Source organism: Aquibium oceanicum (genome assembly GCF_001889605.1).
Classification (GTDB): Bacteria; Pseudomonadota; Alphaproteobacteria; order Rhizobiales; family Rhizobiaceae; genus Aquibium; species Aquibium oceanicum.
Map to the genome: position 1 here is coordinate 2631736 of NZ_CP018171.1, position 24188 is coordinate 2655923.

Consider the following 24188-nt stretch of genomic DNA (forward strand, 5'->3'; position numbering starts at 1 on the left):
ACGGCTTGACCCCATCGGCCACGCCGCGCCTAATCGGTGTCGTTCCTGCAAGGATTTCGCCATGCCGTCACTTGCCAGCCTCCGCGATGCGATCCGGGCCAACTACCTGCCCGATGAAGACGAAACGCTTCGTCGCCTCGTCGCCGAGGCGAACCTCTCCGGCGACGAACGGGCGCAGATCTCCGCGCGCGCAGAAGGCCTGGTGCGGACCGTGCGCAAGTCGACCGACCCGCACCTGATGGAGGTGTTCCTGTCGGAATACGGGCTGTCGACACAGGAAGGCGTGGCGCTGATGTGCCTGGCGGAGGCGCTTCTGCGGGTGCCGGACGCGGAGACCATGGACGACCTGATCCGCGACAAGATCTCGCCGCACGACTGGTCGGCGCATTCGGGCGAATCCACCTCGATCTTCGTCAACGCCTCGACATGGGCGCTGATGCTCACGGGACGGGTGCTGGAGGAGGGGCAGGGCGGAATCGAGGGCACGCTCAGGGGTATGGTGCGGCGTCTCGGCGAGCCGGTGATCCGAACCGCAGTGTCGGCCGCCATGCGCGAAATGGGTGAGCAGTTCGTGCTCGGGCGCACCATTCCCGAGGCGGTGAAGCGCGGGCGGCCCTATACCCAGAAGGGCTATCTCTATTCCTACGACATGCTCGGCGAGGCGGCTCGCACCGAGGCCGACGCCCGGCGCTACCACCGCGCCTACGCCGACGCCATCTCGTCGCTGGATGCCGGTGCGACCAGCACGAACATACGCCGCAACTCCGGCATTTCGGTCAAGCTCTCGGCGCTGCATCCGCGCTACGAGTTCACGCAGAAGGAGCGCATGATGCCGGTCATGGTCGACCGGCTGCTGTCGCTGGCGATCGCCGCCCGTCACGCCCGCATGGGGCTCAACATCGACGCCGAGGAGGCCGACCGGCTGGACGTCTCACTCGACGTGATCGAGCGCGCGCTGGCCGAGCCGGAACTGCGGGACTGGGACGGCTTCGGCGTGGTGGTGCAGGCCTACGGGCCGCGCGCGCCCTTCGTGATAGACTGGCTACACGAACTGGCGCGGCGGCTCGACCGCAACATCATGGTGCGGCTGGTCAAGGGCGCCTACTGGGATTCCGAGATCAAGCGCGCACAGGCGATGGGGCTGTCGGGCTATCCGGTCTTTACCCGCAAGCCCAATACCGACGTCTCCTACCTCGCCTGCGCGAAGAAGCTGCTCGGCATGACCGACCGCATCTATCCGCAGTTCGCCACTCACAATGCCCACACCGTCTCGGCGATCCTGGAGATGGCGGCGGACCGCGACAGCTTCGAGTTCCAGCGCCTGCACGGGATGGGGGAGGCGCTGCACGAGGCGGTGCGCAAGGCCGAAGGGACGCGCTGCCGCATCTATGCCCCCGTCGGCGCGCATTCCGACCTGCTAGCCTATCTCGTACGGCGGCTGCTGGAAAACGGCGCCAACTCCTCCTTCGTGCACCAGATCGTCGACGAGGACGTCGGCGCCGACGAGATCGCGCGCGATCCGTTCGAGGTCGTCGAAAAACAGGGCAAGGCGCACAACCCGGCGATTCCCTTGCCGTCGCAGATCTTCGGCCGCGACCGCAAGGCGGCGAAGGGCTGGGATATCACCGATCCGGTGACGATCGCGCGGCTGGAGAAGGAGCGCTCCCCGTTTGAGGCCGGGCAGCCGTGGAAATCAGGTCCGACAACGGGAGCGGTCTCCGGCGAGGAGCGCCCGGTTCTCAACCCGGCACGCCCGGGCGAGACGGTCGGCACCGTCGTGGAAGCGAACGCGGAGACTGCGACGGCGGCGGTGGCTATCGGCAAGGCGGCGCAGCCGGACTGGGCCGCAGTTCCGGTCGCCGAACGCGCGGACATCCTGCTCCGCGCCGCCGACCTCTACGAGGAGAACGCGGCGGAGTTCTTCGCGCTTTGCACCCGCGAGGCGGGCAAGACGCTGGCCGACGGCATCGCCGAGGTGCGCGAGGCGGTGGACTTCCTGCGATACTACGCGGCCGAAGCCGAGAAGGTCGAGACCGGAACGCAGGCGCGCGGCGTGATCGTGTGCATTTCGCCCTGGAATTTTCCGCTCGCCATCTTTACCGGCCAGATCGCGGCGGCGTTGGTCACCGGCAATGCCGTGATCGCCAAGCCGGCAGAGCAGACGCCGCTGATCGCCGCGCGCGCCGTCGCGCTAATGCATGAAGCCGGTATCCCGGTCGAGGTGCTGCAGCTTCTGCCCGGTGACGGGCCGTCTGTCGGCGCGCCGCTGGTCGCTCACCCAGACATCGCCGGCGTGTGCTTTACCGGTTCGACTGCCGTGGCAAAGGGAATCGAGCGGCAAATGGCGCAGTCAGCCGCACCGGATGCGATGCTGATCGCCGAGACCGGCGGGCTCAACGCCATGGTGGTTGATTCCACCGCGCTGCCCGAGCAGGCGGTGCGCGACATCCTTGCCTCCGCGTTCCAGAGCGCCGGCCAGCGCTGCTCGGCGCTCAGAATCCTCTACGTGCAAAAGGACGTCGAGCGGAAGGTAGTCGAGATGCTGCGCGGCGCCATGGAGGCGCTGGTCGTCGGCGATCCGCGCACGCTTTCGACCGATGTTGGCCCGGTGATCGACGAGGAGGCGCAGGCTTCGATCCGCGCCTACTGCGAGGAGATGGAAGCCAAGGGCAAGCTGATCGCGAAGCTCGATGCGCCGGCTGACGGCCGCTTCGTCGCGCCGCACATCTTCCGCGTGTCGGGCATCGGCGAACTGGAGCGCGAGGTGTTCGGCCCGGTGCTGCACGTCGCCACCTTCGAGGCCGACGAGATCGACCGCGTGATCGCCGCCATCAACATGAAGGGCTACGGCCTGACCTTCGGGCTGCACACGCGCATCGAGGCGCGGGTGCAGCACTTCGTCGACGGCGTGCATGCCGGCAATCTCTACGTCAACCGCAACCAGATCGGCGCTGTCGTCGGCTCGCAGCCCTTCGGCGGCGAAGGCCTGTCGGGCACGGGCCCTAAGGCCGGCGGACCGCACTATCTGCGCCGTTTCCGCCGGTCCGCGCAGCGCCGGTCGTCGGCGGGCGAAGGCGAAACGGTGACTGCGGCGATGATCGCCGAGCATTTTCCCGACAACCAGCGCGGCGGCTGGGCGACGCGGGCCGATCGGGTCGGTGCGCTGCGCAAGCTGTTGCGGGGGAAGGCCGCGGATGCCGTCTCGGCAGCTGCGGGGCTGGACGCCGGACCCTACGACCTGCCGGGGCCGACCGGTGAGGCCAACACCTTGATGCTCGTCCCGCGCGGCCGCGTGCTCTGCCTCGGGCCGGATCCGGACCTTATCTTGATGCAGGCGGTGCAGGCGCTGGCCATCGGCAACGCGGTGCTGGCCGTAGCGCCCGGCGCGTCGGCCGCGTTGCAACCGCTCATGTCGAAAGGCCTACCGGTCGCCGCGCTGGACGGCATCGTGGAGCCCGGGAAACTCACGGATATCGACGTGGACGCCGTCGCCTGCGCGGCGGAAGAGGAGCACCAGCGCACCCTGCGCGCAGCACTCGCCGCGCGAGAAGGTCCCATCGTGCCGCTGATCTCCGAAACGCTGTCACCAGCCGCCTACGCGCACGAGCGGGCCGTCTGCGTCGACACGACGGCGGCGGGCGGGAATGCGAGCCTGCTGGCTGCGGCGTAATGCGCGGGTCGACATGCCGAACCAGTGGACGACCGATATGAGCGGGATGGCGAACGTCTGGTGTCATTTTCAGCCATGAAACCTGCCTCTGGCAAATCCGTAGCCGTGTGCTCCGCGCGCCTCTGGCCGATCCTTCCAGGCTCGATCAATTCGTCGAGGACTGCTTGCGCGACGGCGTCCGTCTGATCGCCATCGCGGGGGCGGGTGCTGCCGATATCGAGGAGACCATAGATGACATCATCGTCGGTGACGGCTTCGAAACCGACCGCTTCATCGCCACCACGAGCCACGAAGATCAATCGATTGAGGAGGTCATGGAGTTCGCCTCCTCCTGGGACGGAGGGTCATCCGTTCGAGAGGAGAGGTTCTAGCTTCGGCAAGGCTCTGCCGAAGAAGCGTTGAGAGCGACGAATGCCTCTCGTGCTTCCCTGGTCATCGAAGGCAATCGGACATCCGAAAGGGCCGCCGCCACGACCTCGGTCGCAAGAATCGACTTCTCCGCGGGATGCCCGGTCCAGTAGCTTGACGGAACGCGCGCAAGGCTCGCCAGGAGAGCCCCCTCAAAGAAATCGCCAGCGCGAAACGGGTCTTGTGCCAGGCGTTTCAGCATGAGCGGGACCAGCCATTCCAATCCCATGCCTTGGCCAACGGCCAGACGCAGTTCCTCATCGGTCAGTGTCTTCAGCGGTTTGCGCCGGAGGGCATGACAGGTGCGGACGACGTAGGAATCGAATAAAGGCTCGCCCCATCGCTCGCCGTCGAGTTCCTCCAGCGTGCGCTCCTCGATCGACTTTGATCGGCGGTGCTTGGAAGATCGCGCCATCGGAATCATCCGTCTTGATGGACCATTCGCGTCGGTTCCTGTGAACCGCCAAGACCCTTGTCGCTAGCCGCGGGTCAGACGAGAGATGGAGCGGACGCCCCTCTCTCAGGCCCCCTCGACCGGCGTGAACCCCTCGAACTGCGGATGGCCGATATAGAGCGGCTTGTTGCCGCCGGCATTTTTGTGGGCGGCGCGGAACTGCTCGGATTTGGTCCAGGCGGAAAAATCCTCGTAGCTTTCCCAGACAGTATGCGAGGCGAAGAGCGTGTAGCCTTCCTCCTCGTTCACCGGCCCGCGCAGCAGGTGGAACTGTTTGAAACCCTTCATCTCGGAGAGGCTGGAATCGCGGCCTTTCCAGACGTTCTCGAAATCGGTTTCGGAGCCGGTCTTCACCTTGAAGCGGTTCATGGCAATGTACATCGCATCGTCCCTCTTTACGCGAGTTGCTGGGTGGAGGGTCGTTATGCGGCCCGCTCCTCAGCGGTCCGCGACCGTTCTAGGCGTCAGTTGGCGATGGCGTGGCCGGTGGTGGCATCGATCTTCAGGAGATCGCGCATCATCGGCCGATCCTTGATCAGGTCGGCGATCGTGTGGCTCTCAAGGACATCAAAGAAGGCGCCGAGCGCCTGGCGCAGCGCGGCGTTGAGCGCGCAGCTGTCGATCAGCGGGCAGTCGGCGGCGTCGTTCTCGAAGCACTCCGCCATGGCGAAGCTCTCCTCGGTTACGCGCACGACGTCGAACAGCGTGATCTCGGCGGCCGGCCGGCCGAGCTTCACGCCGCCGTTGCGGCCGCGCACGGTGGTCACGAGTTCGTGTTCGACCAGCGGCTGGAGGATCTTGAACAGGAAGAGCTCCGAAACCGTATAGGCCTGCGCGATCTCGGGGATGCGGCTCAGGCGCCCGTCATTGGCCGCGCAGTACATCAGGATGCGGATCGCGTAGTTGGTCTGGCGGGTCAGCCGCATGGGACTTCCTCTTGCTGCCGTATGGCTCGGCGTCCTCTTTAGAAGGATTCCAGACAATGTGGTAGAGGGTAAGGCGAAAAAACATGAGACTCGTTTTCATGTTTTAGTGATCGGATTGCGCCCGCTTCGGCAGCCCGGTCTTTGCGTCAGGACGCGAACAGGCTACGAAGCGCCCGCGGCAACGGGGCCAGGAGCGGACGAGGTGAGCGAAATCCTGCAGACCTGCACGATCAAGGTGAGCTTCGGCGACTGCGACCCGGCCGGTATTGTCTACTATCCCAACCACTTCCGCTGGTTCGACGCGACGTTCCACGCGCTGCTCCAGCGCTTCGGCGGCCATGCCGCCGTGTCGCGGAAACTGGGTTCCATCGGCATTGGCCTCATCGAGGTCGGCGGCGCGTTTCGTGCGCCGGCCGAGGACGGCGACGCGCTGGTCCTGACGGCCCGCCTGGTGGAGTGGCGGGAAAAGACCCTGCGGATCGCCTACGAAGGCCGGATCGACGACCGGCTGACGGTGGAAGGCTTCGAGGTGCGCGGTCTGTTCATTCGCGAAGACGGCCAGCTGCGGGCCGGTCGGATGGCACCACTCAGGGAGATGCTCGAAGCGGGGGCAGGGACGGCGGACGCATGACGCCCGCCGCGCTTCGGCAGTTGCTTCGTGTTCCCGAACGGCCAGTTGTGACGGAACGGGTCATCGTGCGCGCCGTCGAGGACGCCGACGGGATCGCGACCGAAACCCTGACCCTTGACCTCGGCGACGGCCGCCGCGCCCGCGCCTTCGTGACGCGTCCGTCCGAGCCGGCGGGGCGCCGGCCGGCGGTACTCTACTGCCATGCACATGGCGCCCGGTATGAAATCGGTGCGTCGGAGCTTACCGATGGTAGGCCGAGCCTTCTCGGGCCTTACGGGCCGTTGCTCGCACGGCGCGGTTTCGTCACGCTCTGCCTGGACATGCCGGCGTTCGGCGAGCGCGCGGACGAGAAGGAAGACGCGCTTTCGAAGGCGCTACTCTGGCAGGGCAGGACCCTCATGGGCGAGATGCTCGCCGATCTTCTCGCGGGTTTCGACTATCTGTCGTCGCGCGCCGACGTCGATCCGGACCGCATCGCGGCCTTCGGGCTGTCGATGGGCGCCACGCATGCCTATTTCCTCGGCGCAATCGAGCCGCGCATCGCCCGCGTTGCGCATCTTTGCTGCTTCGCCGACCTCGCGACGCTGATCGAAACCGGCGCCCACGACCTGCATGGGCATTACATGACAATTCCGGGCCTTCTGGCGCAGACCTCGTTCGGCCGCATCGCCGGCATGATCGCCCCGCGGCCGCAACTGATCTGCACCGGAGCGAAGGACCCGCTGACCCCGCCCGCGGCGGTCGAGAAAGCCTTGGCAGAGTGCCAGCCCGCGTACCGGGCGGCTGGCGCGGAAGCAGGTCTGCGGCATGTTTCTGAGCCCGACACCGGGCATGTGGAAACCCCCGCCATGCGTGAGGCGGTGCTGGCATTCCTGGACGGCATGCGCTGACACGCAATCTCGCAGAGCGGTTTGATTAAGATTCGAACCTCGGTGCCAAGCTGCCCTTAGGACATCGCGTGTAAGTTGTCGCGCATGAGCAAGACACGTCCTTACCGAGCAGCTGCGCGCCGGGCCCGTCCGGATCGCTCAAGCACGCTGGATCCACACAAGTCGCTCTCCATCCTGCGCAAGGTCGGCTTCGCGGGAGTTTTCGCGGCGATTGGGCTCACGAGCTTTGTGGGGCCAGGTCTCGGATCGCTGCTGACGAGTTTTTCGGGACCCGCTTATTCCGGCCCGCCGCCCCGAAACTGCGCGGAAGCGCGGGCGCGCGGGATCGCGCCCATGACGCGCTGGCACCCGGCCTATTCGGCACATCTCGACCGCGACGGCGACGGCATTGCATGCGAGCCCTACTACGGGCGGTAGCCCCGCCACGGCCAACCCGCTGAACACGCGCGCTTTTTTCTTGTACGACTGTACAAATGTCGTGGACATGTGGCCATCAAGCCGCTAGAAACCCCTCCGTGAGGGAGGGCGCGAAACCAGCATGCCGAGAGCCGCACGGGAAACCGATTCCAGGACCGCGATCCTCGACGCGGCGGAAGAGCTGTTTTCGGAGCGCGGGTTCGGCGCGGTGGCGCTACGCGAGATCGCCCGCGCCGCCGGGCTGAACGTCGGCAGCCTGACCTACCATTTCGGCGACAAGGCCGGCATTCTGGAAGCCATTTACAAGCGCCACACCAGTCCGATGAACGCGCGCCGGCTGGAACTGATCGGCGAGGCCAAGCGCATCGAGGATCGCGACCAGCGCCTTATGGCGATCCTGCGCGCCTATGTGCTGCCAGCCTTTTCATCGTCGGACGATCTCGTTGGCGGCGGCACGCGCTTCACGCGCATGCGCGCCATCCTGTCGGCGGAGGGCAACGCCCAGGCGCGCAAGATCATCGCCGACGCGTTCGACGACACTACCCGGGCCTTCATCGACGCGATCGCCGACTGCGTCAGCGGGGCTTCGCGCGAAGACATCGTCTGGCGGAGCCAGTTCCTGCTCGGCTCGCTCTACTACACGCTGATCAACCCGGAGCGCATTTCGCGCCTGTCCGACAGCAAGACCGACGGCGCCGACCACGACGAGGCGATCCGCCAGATCGTGCTGTCGAGCCACGCGAGTTTCCGGGCGCTCGCCCGGACATCCGCCACGCCTGCGGGCGAACTTGAGCATTCCGCATGACCAACTCAAAGGGAGGTAAAATCATGAGAATTTCCATCGGATTGAAGGCGACCGCGGTCGCACTTTCGCTGGCGGCGACGCCGGCGCTTGCGCAGGAGCGCGTCGCGATCGGCACCGGCGGCACCGGCGGCCTGTTCTACGTGATCGGCGCCGGCATGGCCGACATTTTGAACAAGCACATGGAAAACACCACCGCGCGGGCCGAGGTCACCGGCGCGTCGGTGGAAAACATCCGCCGCGTGGCGGCGGACCAGATGACGTTCGGCTTCTCCTCGTCCTCGACGCTCTACGAGGCGAAGAACGGCATGGGCCCGTTCGACGGCGACGCGCAGCCGGTGGCGGCCATGGCCTATCTCTATCCCGCCGTCCTGCAGATCGCGACTGTCGCCGACACCGGCATCGCCTCGCTCGAGGATCTCGCCGGCAAGAAGGTCAATCTCGGACCTCCCGGCAGCAACGCCGCCGTGCTGGCGCAGCGTCTGCTCGAAGCCTACGGCGTGTTCGATGCCGGCAACGCGCAGTTCCTGTCCTACACGGAAGGCACCAACGCGCTGATGAACGGCACGGTCGACGCCACCGTGGTGCTCGCCGGCGCTCCGACCGCCGCGCTGATCGATCTCGACGCCCAGCGCGACATGGTGCTCCTGCCGCTCGATGAGCAGAAGGTGGCGGGCCTGTTCGAGGAGTACCCGTTCTATCAGCCCTACGAAATCCCGGCCGGCACCTATCCGGACCAGAAGGAGGGCGTGATGGTCATCAACGACCCGGCGACGCTCTTCACCAGTGAAGGTGCCGACGAGGGGCTGGTCAACACGATCACCAAGACGATCTTCGAGCACCTGGACGAACTTGGCGAGGTCCATCCGCAGGCCAAGGCCATCGCGCTCGACACGGCGACCAAGACGCCGATCGACCTGCATGCTGGCGCCAAGGCCTATTTCGACACGGCCAAGTAGGCTCGGCGGAACAGGGATCGCATGACCTCGATCACCGACAGGATCCGGCTCGACCGTGCGGCGGACCGAGGCGAAGGGGAGGCGGCCATCGTGTCGCTCCTCTTCGCAGTCCTCGCCGTGGCGGTCACGGCGCTCGTCATCTACGGCGCCTATTTCGGGCTGATCACAGCGCTGATCCTGCGCTCCTTGTTCTATTCGCTCGTTTCGGCGGGCGGGCTTCTGCTCGTCGGCCTCAATGCCCGCGCCGGCTGGACGCGCATGCTGTGCTACGCGCTGGTACCGGTCGCGCTGGTACCGGGCTTCCACCTCTGGCAGTCCTACGTCGACATCATTATGCGCGGCGCGATGGCCACCCCGCCCGATCTCTGGATCTTCGTCGGGGTCATGGCCGTGCTCCTGGTGCTGGTGCGCATGGCGCTCGGCTGGGCTCTCGTGATCCTGGTCGGCGTAGCACTCGCCTACGCCTGGTTCGGCTACCTGATCCCCGGCCAGTACGGCCATGGCGGCTATGATCTGAGGCGGCTCGCCTCCACGCTGATGCTCTCCACCGAGGGCATCTACGGCCTGCCGATGGGGGTGGCCGTCGAATACATCTTCCTTTTTGCCCTGCTTGGGACGCTGCTGATGAAGATCGGCACCGGCGAGGTCTTCGTCGACATCGCGCGCGGGCTGACCGGTCGCATGCAGGGTGGGCCGGGCCTCTCGGCCGCGCTGTCGAGCGCCATGCTCGGCACCATCAACGGCAGCGCTGTCGCCAATGTCGTCACCACCGGCACCTTCACCATCCCCTTGATGAAGCGGGTCGGCTATTCGCCGACGCTCGCTGGCGCCATCGAGGCGGCGGCATCCTCGGCCGGGCAGATCCTGCCGCCGGTGATGGGCGCGGCCGCTTTCCTGATGGCCGAGATCATCGGGGTTCCTTATTCGCAAATCGCGCTCGCTGCCCTGGTGCCGGGGCTTCTTTACGTCGTCGCCCTGATGGTGGCGGTGCGGCTGGAGGCCGGGCGTCTGGGGCTCGAGCGTGATACCGACGCCGGACTGGCGCTGCTGCGCGAGACGCTCGTGAAACGCGGCTATCTGTTGCTGCCGCTCGCCGGTCTCATCGTCTTCCTGATCATGGGTTACACGCCGACGCGCGCCGCCGTCATCTGCATTGTGCTCGGTCTCCTTATCTCGCCCTTCAACAGGCTGACCCGCGTTGGCCCCGTCGATCTCGTGGTCGTGTGCCGCGACACGCTGGTGGCGACGATGCCCATCGTGGCGGCGGTGGCGGCGGCAGGCGCGGTGATCGGCGTGCTCAACCTGTCCGGCCTCGGGCTCATGCTGTCGGGCCTCATCGTGGATCTCGGCGGCCAGAACGTCTGGGCGATCCTAGTCCTGACGGCGCTCGCCTCCTTCGTGCTCGGCATGGGACTACCGACCTCGGCGGCCTACCTGCTGCTCGCCGTGCTCGTCGCGCCCGCGCTGACCCGGCTCGGCCTGCCGCCGATCGTCGCGCACATGTTCATCTTCTACTACGGCCTCGTCTCGGCGATCACGCCGCCGGTGGCGCTCGCGGCCTACGCGGCGGCAAGCATCTCGGGCGGAGATGCCAACAAGACGGCCTTCGAGTCCGTACGGCTCGGCTTCGTGAAGCTTCTCGTGCCGTTCCTCTTCGTCACAATGCCGGGACTTCTGATGATAGGCTCGCCGCCCGAGATCGTCCTGTCAGGGGTGCTCGCCACGATCGGCGTCGTCGGCCTGACGATCGCCTTCGCCGGCTGGCTCGGGCGCCCGCTCGCCGCCGGGGAACGGCTCATGATGGCTGCCGCCGCGCTCCTGGTCATCTGGCCGACCGCCGTGACGGCGGCCGATCCTGCAACACTCCTGGCGCGAGTCATCGGCTGTGCCGCCCTTGGGGTCCTCGCTTGGCGTGCCATGACTTCGGGCGGCGCGGTCGCCGCCGTCAACCGACCGAGAGTTTCATGATGTCTGACGCCTTGCCCTATCACCCGTCGCCGAAGAAGCCGGACGTCGTGCTGCCCGCCGGCGCCTGCGACGCGCATTGCCATATCTTCGGGCCGGCGGCCGAGTTCCCGTTCGCTCCCGAGCGTAACTACACGCCCGTCGATGCGCCGAAGGCCAAGCTCTTCGCGCTGCACTGCCTGCTCGGCATCGAACGCGCCGTCATCGTCCAGGCGAGCTGCCACGGTACCGACAACACGGCAATGATCGACGCGATCGCGGCAGCGGCCGGGCGCTACCGCGGTATCGCGATGGTAAAACAGGATGTGACTGATGCCGAACTCGCCGCGCTGCACGAAGGCGGCGTGCGCGGCGTGCGCTTCAATTTTGTTACGCACCTCGGACAGGATGCCGACCTCGACGCGGTACGTACGGTGATCGGCAAGGTAAAGCCCCTCGGCTGGCACGCGGTGATCCATTTCGAGGCCGACCGTCTGGAGAAGCTTGCGCCGATCCTGAAGGAACTGCCGATCACCATGGTGATCGACCACATGGGCCGGGTCGATGCCAGCCTCGGCGTGGACCAGCCGGCGTTCCGCATGCTGGTCGACCTCATGGAGGACGAACGCTTCTGGGTGAAGGTCTGCGGCTCCGAGCGCGTGTCGCGCGCCGGCCCTCCCTTCCACGATGCCGTGCCGTTTGCCCGGATGCTGGTGGATCTTTTCCCCGATAGGGTGCTGTGGGGCACGGACTGGCCGCATCCCAACATCAAGAAGCACATGCCGGACGACGGCGCGCTGGTGGACCTGCTTGCGCTCATCGCGCCGGAGGAGGACAAACTGCGCCGCCTGCTGGTCGACAACCCGACACGGCTCTACTGGCCCGAGGAGAGGACATGAACCAAGCCGAACCCTGTTTCGACGTCGCCCATCTCGGGCACGTGGAACTCCTCACCGACAAGCCCGAGGAGAGTCTGGACTTCTTCGTCAACGTCTATGGCCTGACCGAGAGCGGGCGCGACGGCGATTCGGTCTATCTGCGCGCCTGGGACGATTACGAGTTCCATTCGCTCAAGCTAACTGCCTCGAACACCACGGGCATGGCCCACTGCGGCTACCGTACAGCTTCCGAAGCGGCTTTGCAGCGCCGTGTGGCCGTCATCGAGAAGATGGGGCTGGGTATCGGCTGGACCGACGGCGACCTCGGCCACGGCCGCAGCTACCGCTTCAACAGCCCGGACGGCCACGTGTTCGAACTCTACTGGGACACCAACAAGTACGAGGCGCCCGCGGGCGAGAAGCCGGCGCTGAAGAACACCGCACAGCGCTACCACGGCCGCGGCGCGGCGCCGCGCCGCATCGACCATTTTAACCTGCTCGCCTCCGACGTTTCGAAGATCCGCGACTTCATGGTGGAGGCGATGGGCAGCCGCGTCACCGAGATGATCCAGCTCGACAATGGCCGCATCGGCGGCTGCTGGTTCACGGTCAACAACAAGGGCTACGACATGGCCTGTACGGAGGACCATTCGGGCTCGAAGGGCCGTTTTCACCACCTGACCTACGCCGCCGACCATCGCGACGACATCCTGCGCGCTGCGGACGTCTTCCTGGAGAACGGCGTCTTTATCGAGACAGGGCCACACAAGCACGCCATCCAGGGCACCTTCTTCCTCTACGTCTATGAGCCCGCCGGCAACCGCGTCGAGATTGCCAATGCCGGCGCACGGCTGATCCTCGATCCCGACTGGAAGCCGGTCTTGTGGACCGAGCAGGAGCGGAAGAAGGGCCAGGCCTGGGGCCTGAAGACCATCGAGAGCTTTCACACGCACGGCACGCCGCCCGTAGCGGCCGCCTCGAACCATGGAGACCGCAAATGACTGCAGGAACCGCGCTGGTCGTCAGCGCGCATTCGGCCGATTTCGTCTGGCGCGCGGGCGGCGCCATCGCGCTCCACGCCGGAGAGGGGATGGACGTGACGGTGGTCTGCCTCTCCTACGGCGAGCGCGGCGAGAGCGCCAAGCTCTGGCGCCAAGACGGCATGACGCTCGACCGGGTCAAGAGCGAGCGCCGGAAGGAGGCGGAAAACGCTGCGAAGGCGCTCGGCGTGGCCGACGTCCAGTTCTGGGACCTGGGCGACTATCCGATCGAACTTTCGCAGGCGTCTTTGTTCCGGCTGTCGGACCTGTTCCGAAAAATCCGCCCGAGCTTCATGCTGACGCACTCCCGAGAGGACCCCTACAATCGCGACCATCCGCTGGTCAGCCAGTTCGCGCAGGAGGCGCGCATCGTGGCGCAGGCGCACGGGCACGAGCCGGACGTGAAGGTGATCGGCGCCCCGCCGGTCATGCTGTTCGAGCCGCACCAGCCCGAACAATGCCGCTGGATGCCGAACACGCTGCTCGACATCACGCCGGTGTGGGACAAGAAGCTCGCGGCGATCAAGTGCATGGCCGGCCAGGAGCATCTTTGGGAATATTATACCCGCGTCGCCCTGCAGCGCGGCGCGCAGGCGGCCCGCAACTCCGACAAGAAGATAACCTACGGCGAGGCCTACGAGGCGGTGTTCCCGCACGTGCTAGAGACGCTGGTGCCGACGGAGGGGAGGGGATGAGCGTCGTTGTTCAGAACATCGAAAGAGCCGCCGGCGAGACCATCGACGGTCTCGGCGAATGCGGCGTCGCCACGGTGCACGAGGCCATGGGCCGCAAGGGCCTGATGCGCGCCTTCATGCGGCCGATCTATTCCGGTGCCCGTATTGCCGGTTCTGCGGTGACGGTGTCGATCGCGCCGGGCGACAACTGGATGATCCACGTCGCAGTGGAGCAGTGCCGGGACGGCGACATCCTCGTGGTCGCGCCGACCAGTCTGTGCGAGGACGGCTATTTCGGCGAACTGCTGGCGCGCTCGCTGATGTACCGCAAGGTGAGGGGCCTTATCATCGAGGCAGGCGTGCGCGACGTGCGCGACCTGACCGAAATCGGCTTCCCGGTCTGGTCGAAAGCGGTCTTCGCACAAGGCACGGTCAAGGAGACGCTGGGGTCGGTCAACGTTCCGGTCGTCTGTGCCGGTGCGGCGGTCAATCCCGGCGACATCATCGTGGCCGACGACGACGGCGTCTGCGTCGTTCCGCAGGCGGAAGCCGAGACGGCGCTGACGGCGAGCCGGGCCCGCGAAGCCAAGGAGGCCGAGACGCGCAAGCGGCTGATGGCGGGCGAACTCGGGCTCGACATCTACGGCATGCGCGACAAGCTCGCGGCAAAGGGGCTGAAATATGTCTGATGGCGTGCGCTGCATGTGGATGCGCGGCGGCACCTCGAAGGGCGGCTATTTCCTTGCAGACGACCTGCCGTCCGACACCGCGGCACGCGACGCCTTTCTGCTCGGCGTCATGGGCTCGCCCGACCCGCGCCAGATCGACGGCATGGGCGGGGCCGACCCGCTGACTTCCAAGGTCGCGGTGGTACGGAAGTCTGCTCGCGACGGCGTGGATGTCGACTACCTCTTCCTGCAGGTCTTCGTCGACAAGCCGATCGTCACCGACGCGCAGAACTGTGGCAACATCCTCGCGGGCGTCGGCCCCTTCGCGATCGAGCGCGGGCTGGTCAAAGCGCGCGATGGCGAGACGCCCGTGCGCATCTTCATGGAAAACACCGGCCAGATCGCCGTCGCGACCGTTTCGACGCCAGGCGGAATGGTGAGCTATAAGGGCGATGCGCGCATCGACGGCGTGCCGGGTACGAGCGCGGCGGTACCAATCGAGTTCGAGGACACGGCCGGCTCCTCCTGCGGCGCGCTGCTGCCCACCGGCAACGCTGTCGACGTGATCGACGGCGTCGAAGTGACGATGATCGACAACGGCATGCCCTGCGTGGTCATGCGTGCTGCCGACATGGGCATTTCGGGAGACGAGACCCCAAAGGAACTCGAAGGCAACGCGGAGCTTCGGGCGAAGCTCGAGGCGATCCGGCTCAAGGCCGGGCCGCTAATGAACCTGGGCGACGTCGAGAAGAAATCCGTGCCTAAGATGACCATGGTCGCGCCCGCGAAGAACGGCGGCGCGATCTCGACGCGCACCTTCATCCCGCATTCCTGCCACTCCTCGATAGGCGTGCTCGGCGCCGTCAGTGTCGCAACGGCCTGCCTCCTGCCGGGATCGCCCGCGGCGGAAATCGCGTCCGTGGGCGAAGGCGATCGCCGCTCCCTCTCCATCGAGCATCCGACCGGCGAGATGACAGTCGTGGCGACACTTGGCGCCGACGGGGCGGTGAAGAGCGCCGCGATCCTGCGCACCGCGCGCAAACTCTTCGACGGAACCGTGTTCGCGGACTGAACGGGGCCAGCCAATGCACATCGGGTTCATCGGTTTCGGGGAAGCGGCGCGCGCCTTCCAGGAAAGTCTGGCCGCCACCAGGGAGGATCACTCCTTCTCGGCCTATGACGTTCTTCTCGACCGTGAAGGCCCGGACGGCGCTTGCGCCCGTGCCATGCGGGAGCGCGACGTCGCGGCGGCGACCGCCTCTGGCGGCATGCCCGGCGCCGACTGGATCGTCAGCGCCGTCACCGCCGACCAGAGCCTGGAGGCGGCGAAGACGGCCTGCAAATGGCTGCGCGCCGGCCAGACGTTCTTCGACATCAACTCCGTCTCGCCAGACCGCAAGCGCGAGACCTCCGCGAAGGTGAATGCCACGGGCGCCGCCTATGTCGACATGGCGGTGATGGCGCCGGTGCATCCGAAGGGCCATCGCACGAAGGTGCTCCTTGCCGGCCCCGTGGCAGCCGAAACTGCCGAGCGGCTGAGCGCCCTGGGCTTCTCCTTTGAGAGCGTCGGGCCGGAGCCGGGATCGGCCACCGCTATCAAGATGGTGCGCAGCCTGTTCGTGAAGGGGCTGGAGGCGATCACCGTCGAGGCGCTGCTCGCCGCGCAGGCCTCCGGGTGCCTGGATTACATCATGGGCTCACTGTCGGGGTCTTATCCCGGCCTCGGCTGGCCGGACTTCGCGCGCTACGAGTTCGAGCGCACGCTGAAGCACGGCAAACGACGCGCCGCCGAGATGCGCGAAAGCGCCGCCACCTTGCGCGCGCTCGGGCTGCATGGCGACCTTGCCGATGCCATCGCCGAAGTGCAGGAAAAGATGGGAGGGCTCGCGGCTGAGCCAAACTTCTCGGGCGGGCTTGCGGATCTGTCGTCTCTCGTCCAGGCGAGACAGGGACGTTGCGAAAGAGGACGCGGATGAAACTTACCACTCTTCCGAACGGTACGCCCGACGGTCGCCTGCACATCGTCAGTCGCGACCACCGGCGCTGCCAGCCCGCGCGGTCCGTCACGACGCTGCAGGCCGCGCTGGAGGACTGGGACGCGCTCGAGCCTCTGCTCTCGGCGGAATACGAGGCCGTGAACGCCGGCGCCGGCGAACCCTTCGATCCCGCAGGAACACTGGCCCCGCTGCCGCGCGCCTGGCAGTGGCTCGACGGCTCGGCCTTCAAGAGCCACGGTCGCCTGATGCAGAAGGTGTTCAAGCTGCCGCCGGTCGATACCGGCGGGCGGCCGCTGATGTACCAAGGTGTAAGCGACCGCTTCTATGGTCCTGCAGACGATATCCGCCTCCCTTCGGAGGAGGACGGCATCGACTTCGAAGGCGAGTTCGGGATCATCACGGATGCCGTACCGATGGGCGCATCCGCCGCCGATGCACGCACGCACATCAAGCTCCTCGTCCAGATCAACGACTGGAGCCTGCGCAAAGTGGCGCCGATCGAGATGAAGACCGGCTTCGGCTGGATCCAGGCGAAACCGGCGAGTTCGATGGCGCCGGTGGCGGTGACGCCGGACGAACTTGGTCGATACTGGCGCGATGCGCGGGCCGACCTGACGCTCGATGTGCATTGGAACGGAGACCGCTTCGGCGCCGCCAACGGCTATGCGATGGGTGTGGGGTTCGACGAACTCGTGGCGCACGCCGCCTACTCGCGCGATCTCGTCGCCGGGACCGTGGTCGGTTCCGGTACCGTTTCCAACGAGAACTTCCGCGAGGTCGGTTCTTCATGCATTGCGGAGCGCCGCGGCATCGAAACGATCGACCTCGGCGAGCCGAAGACAGGCTTCATGCGCTTTGGCGATCGGGTCCGGATGGAGTCGAGACATCCGGACGGGACCCCGCTCTTCGGAGCGATCGACCAGAAAGTGGTGAGGGCCTGACCGCAGCGGGATCCGCTACCGGTTAGGGCATTATCCTAACCTCGGCATCACCATGTATTTCTGCACAGCATAGGCGCAGGCGACATCCCTGCGCGTTTGGAAAAACCGGGCCGCCGTCCTATATAACGCCCAGTGATTCCATTGACGATCGTGATCCAGTTTGGCTGAGCTTACACCCCCACGCGGGTCCGATGGCGGACCCAATGGCATAGAGCCGATTTCCATCATCGAGGAGATGCAGCGCTCCTATCTCGACTACGCCATGAGCGTGATCGTGAGCCGGGCGCTGCCGGACGTGCGCGACGGGCTGAAGCCAGTGCACCGGCGTATTCTCTACGCCGCGCACGAGAGCGGCTATCACTGGAACCGCAAGCACGTGAAGTCGGCGCGCCCGGTCTCAGACGTGATGGGTAAATACCATCCGCACGGCGACGCCTCGATCTACGACGCCCTCGTACGCATGGCGCAGGACTGGTCCATGCGCCTGCCGCTCATCGACGGGCAGGGCAATTTCGGCTCCATCGACGGCGATCCACCCGCGGCCATGCGCTACACCGAGGCGCGGCTGACCAAGGCGGCGCACGAGATCCTGGAGGACATCGACAAGGACACCGTCGATTTCCAGGACAACTACGACGGTTCCTCCTCCGAACCGAAGGTGCTGCCGGCGCGCTTCCCCAACCTGCTCGTCAACGGCTCGGGCGGCATCGCGGTCGGCATGGCGACCAACATCCCGCCGCACAATCTCGGCGAGGTCTGCGACGCGGCGATCGCCGTGGTCGACAATCCCGCCATCGACCTGCCGGCGCTGATGGAGATCATACCGGGACCGGATTTCCCGACCGGCGGCATCATCCTCGGCCGCGCGGGCATCTACAGCGCCTACCAGACCGGTCGCGGTTCCATCCTGATGCGCGGCAAGGTCGACATCGAACAGATCCGCGGCGGCGACCGCGAGGCGATCATCATCACCGAGGTGCCCTACCAGGTGAACAAGGCCACGATGATCGAGAAGATGGCAGAACTCGTGCGCGACAAGCGCATAGAGGGCATCTCCGACATCCGCGACGAGAGCGACCGCCAGGGTTACCGCGTCGTCATCGAACTGAAGCGGGACGCCAATGCCGAGGTCGTGCTGAACCAACTCTACCGCTACACGCCGCTGCAGACCTCGTTCGGCGCCAACATGGTCGCGCTGAACGGCGGCAAGCCGGAGCTGATGAACCTCGTCGATATCCTGAAGGCCTTCGTGTACTTCCGGGAAGACGTGGTCAGCCGGCGCACGAAGTACCTCCTGCGGAAGGCCCGCGAACGCGCCCACGTACTCGTCGGCCTTGCGATCGCGGTTGCCAACATCGACGAGGTGATCAAGCTCATTCGCGCGGCCCCCGATCCGCAGACGGCGCGCGAGCAATTGATGGAGCGGCGCTGGCCGGCTCACGACGTCGAGGCGCTGATCCGCCTGATCGACGATCCGCGCCACCGCATCAACGAGGACGGGACCTACAATCTGTCTGAGGAGCAGGCCCGTGCCATCCTCGAATTGCGTCTGCAGCGCCTGACCGCGCTTGGCCGCGACGAGATTGCCGACGAGCTGAACAAGATCGGCGAGGAGATCCGCGACTACCTCGACATCCTCGGCTCGCGCGCCCGCATCCAGCAGATCGTCAAGGACGAACTTACGGCCGTGCGCGACGAGTTCGGCACGCCTCGCCGCACCGAAATCGCTGATGGCGGCGCCGACATGGAGGACGAGGACCTCATCCAGCGCGAGGACATGGTCGTCACCGTCAGCCATTCCGGCTACATCAAGCGCGTCCCGCTGTCGCTCTACCGGGCCCAGCGGCGCGGCGGCAAAGGCCGCTCGGGCATGTCGACCAAAGACGAGGATTTCGTCACGCGGCTGTTCGTCGCCAACACGCACACACCGGTTCTCTTCTTCTCCTCGCGCGGCATCGTCTACAAGGAGAAGGTCTGGCGCCTGCCCATCGGGAATCCGCAGTCGCGCGGTAAGGCCCTGATCAACATGCTGCCGCTGGAAAAGGGCGAGCGCATCACCACCATCATGCCGCTGCCTGAGGATGAGGAGAGCTGGGGCGAGCTGGACGTCATGTTCGCCACCACGCGCGGCACCGTCCGACGCAACAAGCTGTCCGACTTCATCCAGGTGAACCGCAACGGCAAGATCGCCATGAAGCTGGAAGAGGGCGACGAGATCCTCGGCGTGGAGACCTGCACCGAGAACGACGACGTCCTGCTGACGGCCGATTCCGGTCAGTGCATTCGTTTTGCCGTCGACGACGTGCGCGTCTTCGCCGGGCGCAGTTCGGTCGGCGTGCGCGGCATCGCTATGGGCGAGAACGACCGGGCGATATCGATGACCATTCTCGAACACGTCGAGGCCACCGCTCCTCAACGTGCAGCTTACCTGAAGCGGGCGGCCCAAGAGCGTCGCGCGGCCACGGGCGAGGATGAGGAGATCGTCCTGACCAATGAGGATGTCGTCGAGGAAGCGGATCTCTCGGACGAGCTGTACGAAAAACTCAAGGCGCACGAGCAGTTCGTGCTGACCGTCACCGAATACGGCTACGGCAAGCGCTCGTCGTCCTACGACTTCCGCGTCATCGGCCGCGGCGGCAAGGGCATCCGTGCGACGGACGTATCCAAGGTGGGCGAGATCGGCCGGCTGGTGGCGGCGTTCCCTGTCTCCGACGGCGACCAGCTCATGATGGTCTCGAACGGAGGCCAAGTTATCCGGGTGCCGGTCACCGGCATCCGCTTCGCCAGCCGCGCGACCAAGGGCGTGACCATCTTCAGCACGGCCGAGGGCGAACGCGTCGTGTCGGTGGAACGCATTTCCGAGCCGCAATCGGAAGAGGAGGCGGAGGTCGTGGCGTCCGAGACGCCGGCACCTACCGAGCCTCCTTCCTCGACCGACCAACAGTAGTCACCGGTCCTGGACGACAAAACGGCCGCCCGTCTTCCGGGCGGCCGTTTGACTAATTGAACTCTGACTGGAACCTGAACTTACCGGCGCAGCCCGTCGAAAGGGTTCTTGCGCGTGACGCGAACTTCCTGTTTCTGCCGCTGTGCTTCCTCGTAGAAGCCGAAAGCCGTTGCTATCAGCATGGCGACCATCATGGCGGTTGCAAGCATCGTTATCAACATGGCGTCAATCTCCTTGCAGTTCGTAACGGACAGAAGCCGGATCGGTTTCAGGCGTCTGTGAATTTCCTGGCACAGGCCCCTTGAACCGAAGCTGAGATGCCCATTCATCTGGCATTCATGTGAGCCCCTGCGACGGCCGCGCGAGATTGCGTTCCGCCCGCTGGCGGACTAGAAGCCCGCCATGACAAAGCGCGTCGCAATCTATGCCGGTTCCTTCGATCCGCTCACCAACGGCCACCTCGACGTCCTGAAAGGCGCGCTCGCCGTCGCGGACGAGATCATCGTCGCCATCGGCATCCAGCCGGGCAAGACGCCGGTCTTTTCCTTCGAGGAACGGGTCGCGCTGATCGAGGCCGTGGCGAAGAGCGAAATGCCGGAAGCCGAGAACCGGCTGCGTGTGCAGGCCTTCAAAGGCCTGCTGGTAGACGCGGCGCGCGAACACGGCGCCTCCATCATGATCCGCGGCCTGCGTGACGGCACCGATCTCGACTACGAAATGCAGATGGCGGGCATGAACGAGACGATGGCGCCGGACCTGCAGACCGTCTTTATCCCGGCCAGTCCCTCGGTTCGCACGATTACCGCCACACTCGTGCGCCAGATCGCAGCCATGGGCGGCGAGATCGGTTCCTTCGTGCCGAAGGTGGTCGCGCCCGCACTCGCCGCTAAGTTCAAGTCCTGATCAACGAATAGGGAGTTACTCCATGCTGCTTTCCAGGCTGGCTTCGGCCGCTGTCCTTTCGGCAGGTCTCGTCTTCGGCGCCGTCGCGGCGGAACCGGAAAACACGATGATCCTCGAACTCGAGGACGGCAACGTCGTCATCGCACTTCGCCCTGACCTCGCGCCGGAGCACGTCGAGCGCATCAAGCAGCTCGTGCGGGACGGCGAGTACGACAACGTCGCATTCCACCGGGTGATCGAAGGCTTCATGGCGCAGACCGGCGACGTGCAGTTCGGCGACATGGAGAACGGCTTCAACGCGCGGCGCGCCGGCACCGGCGGTTCCAGCCTGCCGGACCTGCCGGCGGAGTTCTCCTCGGAGCATTTCGTGCGCGGCACGGTCGGCATGGCGCGCGCGCAGGATCCGGATTCGGCGAACTCGCAGTTCTTCATCATGTTCGCGCCCGCGCCCAACCTCGACAATGCCTACACGATCGTCGGCGAGGTCGAGGAAGGCATGGAAAATGTGGACAAGATCAAGAAGGGGGATCCCGCGCTGAACGGCGTGGTATCCGCGCCCGACCGCATCATCGACGCCCGCATCGCGGCTGACCAGTAGGGCGGCCGGCAACGGTCGCGTAGAAGCATCATCGAAAGGAACATTGGAATGGCGGACATCAAAGATCCGGAAAACACGATCCTGATGGAGACGACCAAGGGGAACGTCACCATCGAACTCTTCCCGGACCTCGCCCCCGGCCATGTCGGCCGGATCAAGGAACTCGCGCGCGAAGGCGCCTATGACGGCGTGGTCTTCCACCGCGTCATCGACGGCTTCATGGCGCAGACCGGCGACGTCAAGTTCGGCAAGTCGGGCGGATCGTCGTTCAATCCCGGCCGCGCCGGCATGGGCGGCTCGGACAAGCCGGACCTGAAGGCCGAGTTTTCCAACATGAACCATGCGCGCGGTACCTGCTCGATGGCTCGTTCGCAGAACCCGAACTCAGCCAACTCGCAGTTCTTCATCTGCTTCGAGGACGCCGGCTTCCTGAACCGGCAGTACACGGTCTGGGGCCAGGTGATCGAGGGCATGGAGAACGTCGACAAGATCAAGCGCGGCGAGCCCGTGCAGGATCCCGACAAGATCGTTTCCATGAAGGTCGCCGCGGACGTGAAGTGATGCGCGGGACGGCGATCGCAATTCTGGCGGGACTGCTTGCGGGGGCGACCTCGCCGGCACTCGCGACCGGAGAGATCGTCTGTTCCGCCGAAGACGTGTCGGTCGACCTGCTGGTCGGCCGCCTCGACGTTCTTTCGGTCCTGCGCGCCGTCGTCACGATCGGCGACGACATCTGGACGACGGAGCCGGATGTGTTTCCCGGCACGCCAATCACCGTGGGACAGGCCTTCGAGGCCGACGGCATGCTGCTCGTCGACCTCACGGACGACGCCGTCAACGAGGTTCTGGGCCGCCTTCGTGCCTTCTCCGCCACGGAAGGAGACAGTTCTGCCACCGGTGGCGTCTTCACCTTCAAGGGCGAGGGCGCCTTCGTCGTCGACTGCTCCGAACGGGGATGAAGGTAAATCTCTTCGATTTCGAGTTGCCCGACGAGCGCATCGCGCTGCGTCCGGCCGAGCCGCGCGACGCGGCGCGGCTGCTTTTGGTGCGACCGGGCGAAGGCCTGAGCGACGGGGTCGTCAGGGACCTGCCGGCGCTGCTGCGGCCGGAGGACGCGCTGGTCTTCAACGACACGAAAGTCATTCCCGCGCAGCTGCGGGGATTGAGACGCCGTGGCCAAGCGGTGGCGCAGGTCGATGCGACCCTGCACATGCGCGTGGCGCCGGACCGCTGGAAGGCGTTCCTCAGGCCGGGCAAGCGCGTGGCGGCGGGCGACCGCATTAGTTTCGGCCACGGCGGCAATGCCTGCCTGGCCGGCTCGCTCGACGCGACCGTGATCGAGAAAGGCGAGGCGGGCGAAGCGCTGCTCGCCTTCGACATTACCGGCCCCGTGCTCGATGAGGCGCTCCATACCGTGGGGCACATCCCGCTGCCGCCCTACATCGCCTCGAAACGCCCGGACGACGAGCGCGACCGGACGGACTATCAGACGATCTATGCGCGCGAGGAGGGAGCGGTCGCCGCACCCACTGCGGGCCTGCACTTCACGCCGGCGCTCTTCGGCGAGCTCGATGCACGCGGCGTGGAACGGCATTTTGTGACGCTGCACGTCGGCGCCGGTACCTTCCTCCCGGTGAAGGCGGAGGATACGGCCGATCACCGCATGCATGCCGAGATCGGTCATGTCAGCGCGGAGACGGCCGACGCGCTGAATGCCGTGCGCGCGCGCGGCGGTCGGGTCGTCTGCGTCGGCACCACATCGCTCAGGCTCCTGGAAAGTGCCGCCGGCGAGGACGGTCGGTTGTCGGCCTGGTCAGGCGCGACCGACATCTTCATCACGCCGGGCTACCGCTTCCGCGCGGTCGACGGACTGATGACCAACTTCCACCTTCCGCGCTCGACCCTCTTCATGCTCGTCTCGGCCCTTTCCGGCCTGGAGACGATGCGCGAGGCCTACCGCCACGCGATCAACACCGGCTACCGGTTCTATTCGTACGGCGATGCGAGCCTGTTGTGGCGCGCCGAAGGCGGCCTTCAGGACCAGTAGTCTCCCACGCAGCGACCGTCGCGAGGCAGGTCTTCGAAGCTGACGAGCCCGTCGAAATGATCGATCGGAATGGCGGCAACGGTATCGGGCTCGGCCAGGCGTACGTTGACGGCCATGCGCCGCCTGCCATCTTTCTCCAACCTGTTTCCGCGCCACCAGGCGACGCAGCCGCAGTCCGGGCAGAAATGGAAGCTCAGGCCCCTGTCTTTGCCGCGCGAATAGGCACGCGAGTCGCCGGATGTGGTGATTTCCTCGCCTTCGTAACCGTAGATCCACAGCGTGCCATATCGCCGGCAGATCGTGCAGTTGCAGGCAGTAGCTCCGTCGGGCTGGCCGCCGAAGCTCCAGCGGAGACGGCCGCAATGGCACGAACCTTCAAGCATTGCATCCGCCT

26 protein-coding genes are annotated in these 24188 nt (G+C 65.9%); 21 read left to right on the forward strand and 5 right to left on the reverse strand.

The genetic code is table 11. The features are described 5' to 3' along the window. The first annotated feature begins 61 nt into the window (after nucleotides 1-61). Nucleotides 62-3670 carry a bifunctional proline dehydrogenase/L-glutamate gamma-semialdehyde dehydrogenase PutA gene (gene putA, locus BSQ44_RS12940; RefSeq protein WP_072604775.1) on the forward strand — a complete coding sequence of 1203 codons (3609 nt, stop codon included), beginning with the start codon at nucleotides 62-64 and terminating at the stop codon, nucleotides 3668-3670. 164 nt (nucleotides 3671-3834) lie between these two features. Further along, nucleotides 3835-4041, forward strand: coding sequence for a replication protein (locus tag BSQ44_RS12945; protein ID WP_235633234.1), 207 nt, complete (start codon nucleotides 3835-3837; stop codon nucleotides 4039-4041). Here BSQ44_RS12945 and BSQ44_RS12950 read toward each other — a convergent pair. From BSQ44_RS12950 to rirA, 3 genes are all read right to left on the reverse strand, one after another. After that, nucleotides 4038-4493: a contact-dependent growth inhibition system immunity protein gene (locus BSQ44_RS12950; RefSeq protein WP_072604778.1), complete on the reverse strand. Its 456-nt coding sequence runs from the start codon at nucleotides 4491-4493 to the stop codon at nucleotides 4038-4040. The genes BSQ44_RS12945 and BSQ44_RS12950 overlap by 4 nt on opposite strands. A gap of 105 nt (nucleotides 4494-4598) precedes the next feature. Continuing rightward, nucleotides 4599-4913: a heme-degrading protein HmuQ gene (gene hmuQ / locus BSQ44_RS12955; RefSeq protein ID WP_072604780.1), complete on the reverse strand. Its 315-nt coding sequence runs from the start codon at nucleotides 4911-4913 to the stop codon at nucleotides 4599-4601. A gap of 83 nt (nucleotides 4914-4996) precedes the next feature. After that, nucleotides 4997-5458, reverse strand: a complete 462-nt coding sequence (gene rirA / locus BSQ44_RS12960; RefSeq protein ID WP_072604782.1) for an iron-responsive transcriptional regulator RirA — start codon at nucleotides 5456-5458, stop codon at nucleotides 4997-4999. 202 nt (nucleotides 5459-5660) lie between these two features. Between rirA and BSQ44_RS12965 the strand changes: the two genes are divergently transcribed. The 14 genes from BSQ44_RS12965 (at nucleotide 5661) to gyrA (ending at nucleotide 20246) form a co-directional block, all read left to right on the forward strand. Further along, entirely contained in the window at nucleotides 5661-6089 is a 429-nt protein-coding gene (locus BSQ44_RS12965) for an acyl-CoA thioesterase (RefSeq protein WP_072604785.1), read from the forward strand. Then, on the forward strand, nucleotides 6086-6979 hold the full coding sequence (locus tag BSQ44_RS12970) for an alpha/beta hydrolase family protein (protein WP_072604787.1): 894 nt from the start codon (nucleotides 6086-6088) through the stop codon (nucleotides 6977-6979). Before BSQ44_RS12965 ends, BSQ44_RS12970 begins: the two co-directional genes overlap by 4 nt. 84 nt (nucleotides 6980-7063) lie before the next feature. After that, a complete protein-coding gene (locus tag BSQ44_RS26330) occupies nucleotides 7064-7396 on the forward strand; it encodes an excalibur calcium-binding domain-containing protein (RefSeq protein ID WP_083534729.1) in 333 nt (110 codons plus the stop codon). Nucleotides 7397-7517: 121 nt separating this feature from the next. Continuing rightward, nucleotides 7518-8201, forward strand: coding sequence for a TetR/AcrR family transcriptional regulator (locus BSQ44_RS12980; protein WP_072604789.1), 684 nt, complete (start codon nucleotides 7518-7520; stop codon nucleotides 8199-8201). 23 nt (nucleotides 8202-8224) lie between these two features. Next, nucleotides 8225-9157: a TAXI family TRAP transporter solute-binding subunit gene (locus BSQ44_RS12985; protein ID WP_072604791.1), complete on the forward strand. Its 933-nt coding sequence runs from the start codon at nucleotides 8225-8227 to the stop codon at nucleotides 9155-9157. Nucleotides 9158-9178: 21 nt separating this feature from the next. Next, a complete protein-coding gene (locus BSQ44_RS12990; RefSeq protein ID WP_083534730.1) occupies nucleotides 9179-11125 on the forward strand; it encodes a TRAP transporter permease in 1947 nt (648 codons plus the stop codon). Further along, the gene (locus BSQ44_RS12995) at nucleotides 11122-12000 is read left to right on the forward strand and encodes an amidohydrolase family protein (protein WP_083534731.1); all 879 of its coding nucleotides are present in this window, start codon (nucleotides 11122-11124) and stop codon (nucleotides 11998-12000) included. Before BSQ44_RS12990 ends, BSQ44_RS12995 begins: the two co-directional genes overlap by 4 nt. After that, on the forward strand, nucleotides 11997-12980 hold the full coding sequence (locus tag BSQ44_RS13000) for a catechol 2,3-dioxygenase (RefSeq protein WP_072604792.1): 984 nt from the start codon (nucleotides 11997-11999) through the stop codon (nucleotides 12978-12980). The genes BSQ44_RS12995 and BSQ44_RS13000 overlap by 4 nt, the downstream gene beginning before the upstream one ends. Continuing rightward, nucleotides 12977-13714, forward strand: coding sequence for a PIG-L deacetylase family protein (locus tag BSQ44_RS13005; RefSeq protein ID WP_072604794.1), 738 nt, complete (start codon nucleotides 12977-12979; stop codon nucleotides 13712-13714). The genes BSQ44_RS13000 and BSQ44_RS13005 overlap by 4 nt, the downstream gene beginning before the upstream one ends. Further along, the gene (locus tag BSQ44_RS13010) at nucleotides 13711-14382 is read left to right on the forward strand and encodes a 4-carboxy-4-hydroxy-2-oxoadipate aldolase/oxaloacetate decarboxylase (protein ID WP_072604796.1); all 672 of its coding nucleotides are present in this window, start codon (nucleotides 13711-13713) and stop codon (nucleotides 14380-14382) included. The genes BSQ44_RS13005 and BSQ44_RS13010 overlap by 4 nt, the downstream gene beginning before the upstream one ends. Next, complete coding sequence (locus BSQ44_RS13015) at nucleotides 14375-15433, forward strand: 4-oxalomesaconate tautomerase (RefSeq protein ID WP_072604798.1); 1059 nt, start codon at nucleotides 14375-14377, stop codon at nucleotides 15431-15433. Before BSQ44_RS13010 ends, BSQ44_RS13015 begins: the two co-directional genes overlap by 8 nt. Before the next feature lie 13 nt (nucleotides 15434-15446). Then, nucleotides 15447-16337 carry an NAD(P)-dependent oxidoreductase gene (locus BSQ44_RS13020; protein WP_072604800.1) on the forward strand — a complete coding sequence of 297 codons (891 nt, stop codon included), beginning with the start codon at nucleotides 15447-15449 and terminating at the stop codon, nucleotides 16335-16337. Further along, nucleotides 16334-17299, forward strand: a complete 966-nt coding sequence (locus tag BSQ44_RS13025; protein WP_072604802.1) for a fumarylacetoacetate hydrolase family protein — start codon at nucleotides 16334-16336, stop codon at nucleotides 17297-17299. Before BSQ44_RS13020 ends, BSQ44_RS13025 begins: the two co-directional genes overlap by 4 nt. A 160-nt stretch (nucleotides 17300-17459) precedes the next feature. Further along, on the forward strand, nucleotides 17460-20246 hold the full coding sequence (gyrA, locus tag BSQ44_RS13030; RefSeq protein WP_072604804.1) for a DNA gyrase subunit A: 2787 nt from the start codon (nucleotides 17460-17462) through the stop codon (nucleotides 20244-20246). 80 nt (nucleotides 20247-20326) lie between these two features. Here the strand turns inward: gyrA and BSQ44_RS27210 are convergent, their stop codons facing one another. Then, the gene (locus BSQ44_RS27210) at nucleotides 20327-20467 is read right to left on the reverse strand and encodes a hypothetical protein (protein ID WP_169858327.1); all 141 of its coding nucleotides are present in this window, start codon (nucleotides 20465-20467) and stop codon (nucleotides 20327-20329) included. Between the two features lie 181 nt (nucleotides 20468-20648). Between BSQ44_RS27210 and coaD the strand changes: the two genes are divergently transcribed. From coaD to queA, 5 genes are read left to right on the forward strand one after another with little or no spacing between them, the layout of a single operon-like run. Next, nucleotides 20649-21149 (forward strand): pantetheine-phosphate adenylyltransferase, encoded by a 501-nt coding sequence (gene coaD / locus BSQ44_RS13035; RefSeq protein ID WP_072604806.1) that lies wholly within the window; start codon nucleotides 20649-20651, stop codon nucleotides 21147-21149. Between the two features lie 22 nt (nucleotides 21150-21171). Continuing rightward, nucleotides 21172-21747 carry a peptidylprolyl isomerase gene (locus BSQ44_RS13040; protein WP_072604808.1) on the forward strand — a complete coding sequence of 192 codons (576 nt, stop codon included), beginning with the start codon at nucleotides 21172-21174 and terminating at the stop codon, nucleotides 21745-21747. Nucleotides 21748-21795: 48 nt separating this feature from the next. Beyond that, the gene (locus tag BSQ44_RS13045; protein ID WP_072604810.1) at nucleotides 21796-22308 is read left to right on the forward strand and encodes a peptidylprolyl isomerase; all 513 of its coding nucleotides are present in this window, start codon (nucleotides 21796-21798) and stop codon (nucleotides 22306-22308) included. Further along, complete coding sequence (locus BSQ44_RS13050; RefSeq protein ID WP_072604812.1) at nucleotides 22308-22706, forward strand: hypothetical protein; 399 nt, start codon at nucleotides 22308-22310, stop codon at nucleotides 22704-22706. Before BSQ44_RS13045 ends, BSQ44_RS13050 begins: the two co-directional genes overlap by 1 nt. Next, on the forward strand, nucleotides 22703-23794 hold the full coding sequence (gene queA / locus BSQ44_RS13055) for a tRNA preQ1(34) S-adenosylmethionine ribosyltransferase-isomerase QueA (RefSeq protein ID WP_072604814.1): 1092 nt from the start codon (nucleotides 22703-22705) through the stop codon (nucleotides 23792-23794). Before BSQ44_RS13050 ends, queA begins: the two co-directional genes overlap by 4 nt. On the opposite strand, the gene BSQ44_RS13060 is transcribed toward queA, so the two are convergent. Further along, nucleotides 23782-24177 (reverse strand): GFA family protein, encoded by a 396-nt coding sequence (locus BSQ44_RS13060; RefSeq protein ID WP_072604816.1) that lies wholly within the window; start codon nucleotides 24175-24177, stop codon nucleotides 23782-23784. The two genes, queA and BSQ44_RS13060, sit on opposite strands and share 13 nt — an antisense overlap. Nucleotides 24178-24188: the final 11 nt, after the last annotated feature.

Excerpts from the sequence above, each read along its gene's own strand:
- hmuQ (WP_072604780.1), bottom strand. The coding sequence starts at position 4,913 with ATGTACATTGCCATGAACCGCTTCAAGGTGAAGACCGGCTCCGAAACC.
- BSQ44_RS12985 (WP_072604791.1), top strand. The coding sequence starts at position 8,225 with ATGAGAATTTCCATCGGATTGAAGGCGACCGCGGTCGCACTTTCGCTG.
- BSQ44_RS12970 (WP_072604787.1), top strand. The coding sequence starts at position 6,086 with ATGACGCCCGCCGCGCTTCGGCAGTTGCTTCGTGTTCCCGAACGGCCA.
- BSQ44_RS13000 (WP_072604792.1), top strand. The coding sequence starts at position 11,997 with ATGAACCAAGCCGAACCCTGTTTCGACGTCGCCCATCTCGGGCACGTG.
- BSQ44_RS13015 (WP_072604798.1), top strand. The coding sequence starts at position 14,375 with ATGTCTGATGGCGTGCGCTGCATGTGGATGCGCGGCGGCACCTCGAAG.
- rirA (WP_072604782.1), bottom strand. The coding sequence starts at position 5,458 with ATGCGGCTGACCCGCCAGACCAACTACGCGATCCGCATCCTGATGTAC.
- BSQ44_RS12980 (WP_072604789.1), top strand. The coding sequence starts at position 7,518 with ATGCCGAGAGCCGCACGGGAAACCGATTCCAGGACCGCGATCCTCGAC.
- BSQ44_RS13025 (WP_072604802.1), top strand. The coding sequence starts at position 16,334 with ATGAAACTTACCACTCTTCCGAACGGTACGCCCGACGGTCGCCTGCAC.
- putA (WP_072604775.1), top strand. The coding sequence starts at position 62 with ATGCCGTCACTTGCCAGCCTCCGCGATGCGATCCGGGCCAACTACCTG.
- BSQ44_RS26330 (WP_083534729.1), top strand. The coding sequence starts at position 7,064 with ATGAGCAAGACACGTCCTTACCGAGCAGCTGCGCGCCGGGCCCGTCCG.
- BSQ44_RS13050 (WP_072604812.1), top strand. The coding sequence starts at position 22,308 with ATGCGCGGGACGGCGATCGCAATTCTGGCGGGACTGCTTGCGGGGGCG.
- queA (WP_072604814.1), top strand. The coding sequence starts at position 22,703 with ATGAAGGTAAATCTCTTCGATTTCGAGTTGCCCGACGAGCGCATCGCG.
- BSQ44_RS13005 (WP_072604794.1), top strand. The coding sequence starts at position 12,977 with ATGACTGCAGGAACCGCGCTGGTCGTCAGCGCGCATTCGGCCGATTTC.
- BSQ44_RS13010 (WP_072604796.1), top strand. The coding sequence starts at position 13,711 with ATGAGCGTCGTTGTTCAGAACATCGAAAGAGCCGCCGGCGAGACCATC.
- BSQ44_RS12990 (WP_083534730.1), top strand. The coding sequence starts at position 9,179 with ATGACCTCGATCACCGACAGGATCCGGCTCGACCGTGCGGCGGACCGA.
- BSQ44_RS13040 (WP_072604808.1), top strand. The coding sequence starts at position 21,172 with ATGCTGCTTTCCAGGCTGGCTTCGGCCGCTGTCCTTTCGGCAGGTCTC.
- BSQ44_RS13060 (WP_072604816.1), bottom strand. The coding sequence starts at position 24,177 with ATGCTTGAAGGTTCGTGCCATTGCGGCCGTCTCCGCTGGAGCTTCGGC.
- BSQ44_RS13045 (WP_072604810.1), top strand. The coding sequence starts at position 21,796 with ATGGCGGACATCAAAGATCCGGAAAACACGATCCTGATGGAGACGACC.
- BSQ44_RS12995 (WP_083534731.1), top strand. The coding sequence starts at position 11,122 with ATGATGTCTGACGCCTTGCCCTATCACCCGTCGCCGAAGAAGCCGGAC.
- BSQ44_RS13020 (WP_072604800.1), top strand. The coding sequence starts at position 15,447 with ATGCACATCGGGTTCATCGGTTTCGGGGAAGCGGCGCGCGCCTTCCAG.
- BSQ44_RS12950 (WP_072604778.1), bottom strand. The coding sequence starts at position 4,493 with ATGGCGCGATCTTCCAAGCACCGCCGATCAAAGTCGATCGAGGAGCGC.
- coaD (WP_072604806.1), top strand. The coding sequence starts at position 20,649 with ATGACAAAGCGCGTCGCAATCTATGCCGGTTCCTTCGATCCGCTCACC.
- BSQ44_RS27210 (WP_169858327.1), bottom strand. The coding sequence starts at position 20,467 with ATGTTGATAACGATGCTTGCAACCGCCATGATGGTCGCCATGCTGATA.